Origin of the sequence: Paraburkholderia fynbosensis (assembly GCF_902859935.1) — a bacterium.
In the GTDB taxonomy this organism is placed as follows: domain Bacteria; phylum Pseudomonadota; class Gammaproteobacteria; order Burkholderiales; family Burkholderiaceae; genus Paraburkholderia; species Paraburkholderia fynbosensis.
On record NZ_CADIKI010000057.1, the window covers coordinates 1 to 8976 of the forward strand.

Below are 8976 nucleotides of genomic sequence, written 5' to 3' on the forward strand. Positions count from 1 at the left end.
CAGCTCGACCATTTGCGCCCGAAATTCCGCCGGGTACGGGGTACGATGCTTGCCCATAATCGGCACCTCCTTCTCCAAAGGATAGATGTCCGTTTTTCTGGGTCAACTTCACTCGTCTATCATCGCAAGTTCTCGACCCGCGACCAGGCCTGCAAACAAATCACGGAATACATCGAAATCTTTTACAACCGGCAGCGAACACAGGAACGCCTGGACTATCTGTCGCCGGCCGCTTTCACGCAGCGATTCCATTCGAGTAAAATCGCTGCTTAACCCGTTGGCGTCCACGGATTCCGACTGACCTCAGCAACGACTGATGTTGTTGCTGCGCGCTTGCAGACGGCATCGAAGCAGGCGCCGGTGCGGGATTGGCGATCGCGACGACCGGCACAAACGCCGACGCTGAAGCGGCCATGTCGTTGTCGCTCAAGGGCATTTGCGCCTGCCGATGCAGCCGAACCCATTTACGCAGCTGGTTGGCGTTCACCCCGGCCTTCAGCGCCAGCGCAGACAAAGATGCACCCGGCTGCAGGCAGGCCTCCACCAGCCGTCGCTTGTCCATAGAATCGAAGCTGCGCTTGCCGCCCACCCCAACGCGTGTCACCCGCAACGGCAAAAATGAAAGGTCATCCTGGGTCATAAATTGCGTCCGCAAGTTGTGGTTGCGGACGCAATCGTGGATCCTGCCAGACGCAAAAGCTAGGTGGGGGAAATCGCGCGCTTACTGTCGATCCGTGACTGAAAAGTGGATGTCGCGCAGTGAGGGAGGAGAAGATGACTGTGTTTTCAGTACCCCCTGAGCCTTGGACATGCATCTCAGACCCGAGCGCTGACGTCGCCGTCCTTGACCGTCCAATGACGACCGGGCCAAATGTAGAGGGCGACGGTCCCGCGTAATCCTCTCCGGCGAACGGCCGCCGCCCGGCGCTCCCGGAACAGGAATGTGTTGGTCACGATGAAGGTTCCTGGCTTGAGAGCCTTGTCAAGAAAGTCGCCCAGCTTCGCCATAACGCCCGGCATCAGATAACAGACGACTGCATTGGCGCTGCCGGGATCGCTATGAAAGAAATTCCCCCATTTCAGCGACACGTTAGGCAAGTGGTGCGTTCTCAGGCACGAAACCAGGTACGGAAATAACGATATCTCCACGCCCTGAACGGACGCCTCAGGGAATGCTCGTGCTAGCGCAATCACGAGCGCGCCCCATCCGCTTCCCAGATCGACGATCAACGCGCGCTTTCGCAGCTTCGCATGCTTGAGCAATGCGACAATGTCGTCCACTTCGGATCTTCTTGATGAGAGCGTCGGCACGCCTGTCAACGCGGTGGAAATCAAAAGGGAGGCGCCGACGAGCAGGGTCAGGAAAACGGCAAAAAACGGAATAAACGAGGCCGCCACGATATTGACTCAGCTGCGAGGCTGAACGTGAGGCAACAACAAGTACGATGCATGCTTGCTACCCGTCACGACAGTGTCCGTTCCACCGTATAGAGCGGAATCGCGATTGGGATGAGCGGCGAAGAACAGCCCGGAATGGCTGTCGTCCGGAAGATCGTAGTCTTTCGCGTGCACGATCGGCGCGCCTGGCCCATAGCCGAAGTCCTTCCCCTGGATCGTCAGGGCCAGGCGATATCCCTTGGGAATTACGATGCTCGTCGGCTCCGTGAACTCCACGTCGACCGGATACAGTTGTCCAGGTGTCATCGGCTCGGCAGCAAGGTGCGGATGAGACGGCCGCCAGGCAGCGGATTTCGCCGGATCTACAGCGCGGTGCGAAACCCGCAGATAGCCAAGATCGAGCGGTACGTTCGGATCACTATTTCCCATGAAAGTGACATCGCGGCCTTCGGGATCAATGAGCCGAACTGCCGCAAAAATGTCCATATCTGCCGTCGAGGAACTGACCCACAATCGCAAAGCGATTGGACCCGTGAACTCTGTTTCGTTCGTAAATGGTGCGGTCGTAAATGTCAGCCCTTCACCTAAACCCGGCCAGGATTTCGCAGCAGGCGCGGCGGCTTCGAGCGCCTGGCCCATCGATCCGCTTGCCGCGTCGAGATAGTAGTGTTCCCAGTTCGTATCAGGCAATGGCCATGCCTTCTCGTTTCGCCATGTCGTGCCGTCTGGCCGCCTGACTTGCACGGCGACACGCGGCTCCTGTTCCCAGCCGTTGTCGATGCCTTTCAGGAAATGATCGAAGAAGCGCTTTTGCAGCGCCAGGGCCTGGTCCGAATAGAAGGGCGTCAAGTGGTCGCCGGTCTGGATGCGCAGCCACTTCTGCTTGCTGGCCGCCGCAAGATAACCTCGTGTGCTCCAGTCGGTCCAGTTGGCGACGTCGAGCAACGGCACCGTGATCCGGCGCCCGTCCGGTGTGCGCTCGCGGTACCAGGCGTCGTCGAACGGATGTCTGGCGAAGACTCCGACGGGATCGACGCGGTTGTCCTTCAGACGCTCCTGCGAAAGCGGTAAGCCGGTGTCCTTGCCTCCCCCGATGGAATCGACCAGCGGCGTCCCGGCGTTGCCGTTCTGGTTAGGCACGACCTGATGTTGCCACCAGAACCGCCACGCCACGTTGAGGATGCCGCCGTAGTAAGCGATCTCACGATATTGATCGAAGGCGCCTTCCCAGGGGAGGATCGCGGCGAGGCCTTCGGGCTTGAGAGCGGCGACCTGATACTGGTTGATTGCCTGGTACGATGTACCGAGCAGACCGACCTTGCCTGTGCTCCATGGCTGATGCGCGGCCCAGGTAATCAGCGTCGCGTAGTCTTGCGTTTCGCGCGGCGAAAAAGGATCGAGAACACCCGGCGATGCGCCAGCGCCCCGCACGTCGGCGTGGATAACGACATAGCCTTTCGGAACCCAGCGTTCCGGATCGGGAGCCTCGAACCGGATATATCGGCAGGAAGACTGCTTGCACAGGTCCGGATACTTCGCGATGAGCTTGGCCCACGACGTCCTGTACGCGGGTGCATCGGCCATGCTGGTGTCTTTGCCATAAGGCCCCATCAGCATCAGCACCGGATAACGGCCGGGCTTGTCCGGACGATAGATGTTGATGCTCAGCTTTGCGCCATCGATCATGGCGACAGGCACGTCATGATCGAAAAGCATCCCCGGCACGCCACTGTCGACACGCTCAGCGTGTGCCGACTGCGCGAACGCGATGAAAAATGTCGCGGCTAGCGGCGCAAATCTGGTCAAACGCATCGGAACTACTCCTGGTTGTTGTAGAACCCGCTTCGCCGGGCCATTCAGGCGGGCCCTCGTTTCCGCGTACACGGCAATCACTCGCTGGTGCCTCGGTGCTGTGTCCGGAGCACGAGAGACATTAACGACCTACGTCGCGCAAGGAAGCCATTAGGTCGGTCATCAACTGCGGATGGCGTGGCTCCCAGCCCAATCGTTCCCGTGTGGTCTGACTGGAAACCGGGTTATCTGCGCTGACAAAGGGCGCTAGCCAGCCAAAATGCCTCGCAGCGTCTTCAGTTGACAAAGGCACGACCCGGACGTCGAGATGGCGGCCAATCGTCTCGGCGATGTCACGAAACGGGATGCTTTCCTCGGCCACAGCGTGATAGCGGGCACCCGCCTCGCCGCTTTCGAGCGCGAGCCGGAACAGCAGCGATGCGTCGAGCCGGTGCACGGCAGCCCATCTGTTGTTCCCGTCCCCCGGATAGGCGGAAATCCGCTTCTTCCGTGCGATCTCGATCAACCGCGTGACGAGCCCGAGCCTGGTCTCGTCATGCACCGACGGCGGCAACCGAACGACCGTGGCGCTCACGCCGGTTGCGACGAGATCCAAGGCCGCCTTTTCGGATTGCGCCCTGAGCCCGCCCACCGCACCAGGATCGGCGGCATCGGTTTCAAGTGCCGGTCGCCCCGATGCCATCGCCATCGTCGGAAACGCGATGATCAGCGAGCCTTTCCTTGCTTCGAGTGCGCCACCGAATGTCTCGATGGCGCGCCGCTCTGTCCCGACGGCCGCAGTTGTGAATCGCTCGACGATATTCCTTGGGCGACCGCCGAACAGGATTCGTACACGGATACCGAGGCTGGCTTGCGAGAGCGCATGAAAGAAGGCGGTGTGAATGACGCCATCCGCAGCTACTGCAGCCCGGCGTAGGACGTGGAGATCCTCGATCGTCCCGCGGCAAGCTCGAGCCCCCAAGGCCTCAAGCGAAGCGGCGGCATTCGCCGAGCGTACGAGGCCGGTAACCTCGTGGCCGGCGGTGACGAGACGGCGAACGATAGCTGAGCCTATGAAGCCTGTGGCGCCCGTGATGAAAACCCGCATTCCGGGCTCCTTCGATGTATTCAGTGGGAAGACGTGGCCGATCCGATGCTGAAATAACCGGATTGCCTAAGGTCGGCGAGGAGGCCAGCCTGCTCAGGCATCCAGCCCAAAAGCGCCCGCGTGCGATCACTTGCAGCAGGCGCATCAACTGCCACGAATGGTGCAAACCATCCGAAATGTTCAGCGGCCTCGTCCGGAGAGAGTGAAACCAGCGGCAAGCCCAAGCTACGGCTTATAGCCTCAGCGATGTCCTTGAGTGCAACGCCCGTTTCGCCGATTGCATGAAAAGCTCCCGCCGTAACTTTCTCGAGGGCAAGCCGGTAGACGCGGGTGGCATCGTACCGATGCACGGCAGGCCAGCGGTTCAGTCCTTCCCCCACGTACGCAGAGACACCTTTTTCGCGAGCGATCGCGGCAAGACGCGGCACGAAACCATGGTCGCCCATACCGTGAACCGACGGTGCCAGGCGTATCGTGGTCGCCCCTACGCCACGCGCGATCAGTTCTGAAACGACGGCCTCCGATGCCCGGGGGAACCTCTCGGAGACGGGAGGTGCAATGTTTTCCTCTGTCGCGATTCGACCGGGAGCCAGTAAGGCGACACCGGATGTGACGAGAAACGGGCGGCTGGAACCTTCCAGCGTCGCGCCAATCGCCTCGATGGCACTTCGCTCCACCAGGCTGTTCTCGGCGAAGCGCGACCAGTCATGGTTAAAGGCCGTATGGATCACCGCATCCGCTTCGGAAGCTCCTTCGCGCAAGCGCTCGACATCTTCGAGTGAGCCGACGAGCGATCGTCCACCGACGGCGGCCAGTTTTTCTACGCCCCGTGCGGAGCGGACCAGACCGATGACCTCATGTCCAGCTTCAATCAGTTCCCGGATGACGGCGGAGCCAACCCAGCCCGTCGCCCCAGTGACAAATACGCGCATAACCCACCTCCTGATCGTTTCAGCGACAGACTAAGGGTTTGGCGCTGGACGAACTACGGCGTAGAGTTCGTATTTGGTTTTAGATCGTTCGGAGTTGATACGTGGATCCGCTATCGGAAGTGTTGTCGTTACTGAAGCTGCGCAGCTATTTGTCCGGCGGCTTCGATGCGAACGGAGACTGGGCCGTGCAATTCGGCGCGCACGACGGCATCAAATTTCACGCCGTGCTTCATGGCCGGTGTTGGGTTTTGGTCGAGGGGGTACCCGACCCCGTGAAGGTGAGTGAAGGTGAATGCTTCCTGCTGGCGGCAGGAAAGCCTTTTCGTCTGGCCAGCAATCTGGCCGTCGAACCGGTCGACGTCCGTACGCTCCTGCCACAGGTCCATGACGGGCGCGTCGTGACGTACAACGGAGGGGGCGAGTTTCTGAGCATCGGCGGCTATTTCACGCTAGCCGATGGCCAGGCCGATCTGCTGTTAAGCATGCTGCCCCCGCTTGTGCATGTCCGCGAGGAGCCGAATCGGGCAACACTGCGATGGTGCGTCGAGCGCATGAGGCAGGAATTGAGCGATGTGCAGCCGGGCGAATTCATCGTCGCGCAGCAGTTGGCTACCCTGGTCCTTGTCGAGGTGTTAAGACTTCATTTGTCGAACGAGCGCCGGGAAAGCGTCGGTTGGCTTTTCGCATTGTCCGACAAGCGCATGCGGGCTGCGATTGATGCCATGCACGCCTCGCCGGGTCGCAGGTGGACCTTGCAGACCATGGCCGAGCAGGCGGCGATGTCGCGCACGACGTTCGCCCTGCGATTCAAGGAGACGGTTGGGCTCTCGCCCATGGAATATTTGACGCGCTGGAGAATGATGCTGGCCGCAGAACGATTGACTCATTCCCGCGATTCAGTTTCGGAAATCGGTCTCGCCCTTGGCTACGAATCCGACAAATCCTTTAGCACTGCATTCAAACGAGTGATGAACTGTTCTCCGCGCCAATATAGTCGACAGCAAAAAGCGGGAACGAGCGATGCCAATGTGGCATTGCGACCTCAATGACCTATCTGCGTAGGTGCGTCGTACCACTCGTCAAATCGAACGGCCGCTGTCTGCAATGCAAGCGACAGCGCAGCGTCGCGAAGTCGCGGGAGTGAATGACGCGATGTGACCGGCCGAACTCTGCCTGATGTTCCACTGATACCGGCCGCAGCGGCGTCAGCAACCGGCTCCACCGCATCGGCGCCGCGCAACGCGCCCCCCCAGACGGTCAATATCTCGCCGACCTTCGTGCGGTCAATGCTGCTGAGCTTCGCCAGAAGCTGGCCATATGCGGCGGCGGCCGGTAGCACGGTTACGTGGCAGACACCCGGCGACGATGTCATTGCGAACTACCTGACGCTAGGTCGTTCCGGTACCCAAAGGGCACCGGGTACGTCGGCCAAGCTCGACTGGACGACCCCGATCAGTTCGTTCTATCCGAACTTTTGGGCGTCGATCAATTCCCTTGATGCAGCCCAGACCGGCATGCCGGCCACGGCGGAGGGTTGGATATCGCGGCCCTGTTCGAGCCAAGTGTACCAGCTCACGCTAACGCCCGCGAGGACCGCGACTTCCTCACGCCGCAAGCCGGGCGTGCGACGGGCGCCCTCCGGCAAGCCGAATTGTGCGGGCTGCAAACGCGCGCGGCGGCTGGAAAGGAACATTCCAAGCTCGCGTCGTTGCTCAGGGGACGGTCTTCTCGCCATAATCAAGTCAGTCTGTGAGTTATCGATGGGGCAGGCCAAGGACAGTTGCGTTGTCAAATGCCGGGCAGCGAGCACCAAGGCAAGGCTCGAATAGAATTGCGTCTTCGTCCGCAAATCCGAACCGTAACACGCTAAAGAAATCCAGGCGTAATGGGTGCCGATCGGGCGCGAACGTAAACAGCGAGCCTTCCGCTCTGTGCTATAACCGGAGACGTTGCGGTTGGTTTGTTGCAACCGCCTCCTTGGTATCCATGCGTCCGCTCATCACTTAACACTACAGCCGTACTTATTTTTTTCCTATATTAAGTTAGTATTACTACTCTGTATGGGAATATGAAAGAGATCGCGAAAGCGTGGGAACATGAAATCGATCTGTTTGGAGCGGCCCCTTGAATCACCGGACACAGTCTCCCGCTTAAAATAACGGGTAGGCATACGACTGTGTTAATGAGATGGTCGCCCCCGCCTCCGAGGTCAGGTTACGCTACGGAGGCCTTCTACCAAGGGGAACCATCATGCAAGATGTGGCGCTCATAGGAATTGATCTCGGCAAGCACTCTTTTCACCTGCACGGCCAGGACCGGAAGGGCAACGAAGTGTTCCGGAGGAAAATGACGCGCAAGCAGCTCGTGGAGCTACTAGCGAACTTTCCATCCTGCACCATTGTCATGGAAGCCTGTGCCGGCGCGCACTTCATGGCCCGCACCCTGGGCGCGTTCGGACACCGCGTCAGGCTAATCTCACCGCACTTTGTGAGACCCTTCGTCAAAAGTAACAAAAACGACTTCGCTGATGCGGAAGCGATCTGCGAGGCAGCATCCCGCCCTCCATGCGTTTCGTCACACCGCGAACAGAGCCTCAGCAGGTGCTATCGGCACTGCATCGCGTGCGCGAATCATTTGTGAGAGCGCGCGTTCGTACGGGCAACCAGGTACACGGATTCTTGCTCGAGTTTGGCATCAGTCTGCCGGTGGGCAGCACTATCATGAAGCGTTTGCCGTCGGTCCTCGCTGAGCACACTCTTCCTCCGCGTCTCGTAGTGATACTCGAACGGCTCCATGCACACTACAAGGATCTCGATGAGCGGATCGCTGAGATCGACAAGGAATTGGCTCGACAACTCGCGGATGACGATCTAGGTCAGAGACTGATGACAATTCCAGGAGTCGGACCCGTTACTGCGAGTGTGCTCTCAACAGAGGTCGGCGATGGCAAGCTGTATCGCAGCAGCCGGGAATATGCAGCCTCGATCGGACTTGTTCCACGTCAGTACAGCACAGGCGGCAAGGCCAACCTTCTTGGAATCAGTAAGCGGGGTGACAAAAATATAAGGCGCCTGCTCGTGCAATGTGCCCGGTCATACATGCGCGGACTAGAAAGAAGATCCGGGGCGTTGGCGGACTGGGTGCGCGGTCTGCTGACCCGATGACATTCAAGCGTCGTCGCACGCGCGCTCGCGAACAAACTGGCCAGAATTGCATGGGCGATATCTGCACGAAACACCGTATTCGGATCTACGTCCTGTCAGTTGCCGGCGGACTGAGCGCGGCAAACAACTTCGAAGTCAACCATCTGGTTTTGCGATCGCTGGAAATTCGATGACGTGAACGGCATACCGGCCTGACGGCAACCCCGATAGTCAAGGCGGCTTTCGAAGCCGATGTGTTTTTTAGGGATCGTCAGGCGCGACTCTCATCGTGGCGCGAAGGCTTTGTCTTCAAGAGACGCCGAATAGATTTGAGCAAGCCAAAAACAACATCGAAAACCAGCATTGCAAAAATGGGGGCGACCATAGATTTTGACTAACAACAAGCACGAAGTGATGGAAGTGTTGACGGGGCCGGAGCGCCGGCGGCGGTGGTCAGCGGAAGAAAAGCTGGCGATGGTGCGGAAGAGTTTCCAGCCAGGCAAGTCGGTCTCGATGGTTGCACGCCAGCACGGCGTCAATCCGAACCAGCTGTTCCATTGGCGCAAGCTGTATCAGGATGGCAGCCTGTCGGCAGTCAGTGCCG

At 59.4% G+C, this 8976-nt stretch carries 8 protein-coding genes and 2 pseudogenes; 4 read left to right on the plus strand and 6 right to left on the minus strand.

The genetic code is table 11. The annotated features are described in order from the left end of the window. Nucleotides 1-273: IS3 family transposase (locus tag HV770_RS37790; protein ID WP_175166497.1), on the plus strand; the 273-nt coding region annotated here is incomplete at its 5' end. Here HV770_RS37790 and tnpA read toward each other — a convergent pair. From tnpA to HV770_RS37815, 5 genes are all read right to left on the minus strand, one after another. After that, nucleotides 236-640, minus strand: a complete 405-nt coding sequence (gene tnpA, locus HV770_RS37795; protein ID WP_175166498.1) for an IS66-like element accessory protein TnpA — start codon at nt 638-640, stop codon at nt 236-238. The genes HV770_RS37790 and tnpA overlap by 38 nt on opposite strands. A gap of 176 nt (nt 641-816) precedes the next feature. Next, the gene (locus HV770_RS37800; protein WP_175166499.1) at nt 817-1398 is read right to left on the minus strand and encodes a methyltransferase; all 582 of its coding nucleotides are present in this window, start codon (nt 1396-1398) and stop codon (nt 817-819) included. Between the two features lie 9 nt (nt 1399-1407). Then, nucleotides 1408-3114: a CocE/NonD family hydrolase gene (locus HV770_RS37805; RefSeq protein WP_246291629.1), complete on the minus strand. Its 1707-nt coding sequence runs from the start codon at nt 3112-3114 to the stop codon at nt 1408-1410. A gap of 217 nt (nt 3115-3331) precedes the next feature. Beyond that, nucleotides 3332-4297, minus strand: a complete 966-nt coding sequence (locus HV770_RS37810) for an SDR family oxidoreductase (RefSeq protein ID WP_175166500.1) — start codon at nt 4295-4297, stop codon at nt 3332-3334. 20 nt (nt 4298-4317) lie between these two features. Beyond that, nucleotides 4318-5229 carry an SDR family oxidoreductase gene (locus HV770_RS37815; RefSeq protein ID WP_175166501.1) on the minus strand — a complete coding sequence of 304 codons (912 nt, stop codon included), beginning with the start codon at nt 5227-5229 and terminating at the stop codon, nt 4318-4320. A gap of 101 nt (nt 5230-5330) precedes the next feature. On the opposite strand from HV770_RS37815, the gene HV770_RS37820 reads away from it, so the two are divergent. Next, complete coding sequence (locus tag HV770_RS37820) at nt 5331-6278, plus strand: AraC family transcriptional regulator (RefSeq protein WP_175166502.1); 948 nt, start codon at nt 5331-5333, stop codon at nt 6276-6278. A gap of 476 nt (nt 6279-6754) precedes the next feature. Here the strand turns inward: HV770_RS37820 and HV770_RS37825 are convergent. Next, nucleotides 6755-6964: pseudogene (locus HV770_RS37825) on the minus strand (helix-turn-helix domain-containing protein); the annotation flags it as partial. A gap of 515 nt (nt 6965-7479) precedes the next feature. Here HV770_RS37825 and HV770_RS37830 point away from each other — a divergent pair. Both HV770_RS37830 and HV770_RS37835 read left to right on the plus strand, forming a co-directional pair. Further along, nucleotides 7480-8507: pseudogene (locus HV770_RS37830) on the plus strand (IS110 family RNA-guided transposase). Nucleotides 8508-8786: 279 nt separating this feature from the next. Then, nucleotides 8787-8976 (plus strand): transposase (locus HV770_RS37835; protein WP_175166504.1); only part of this gene is annotated, 190 nt, incomplete at its 3' end.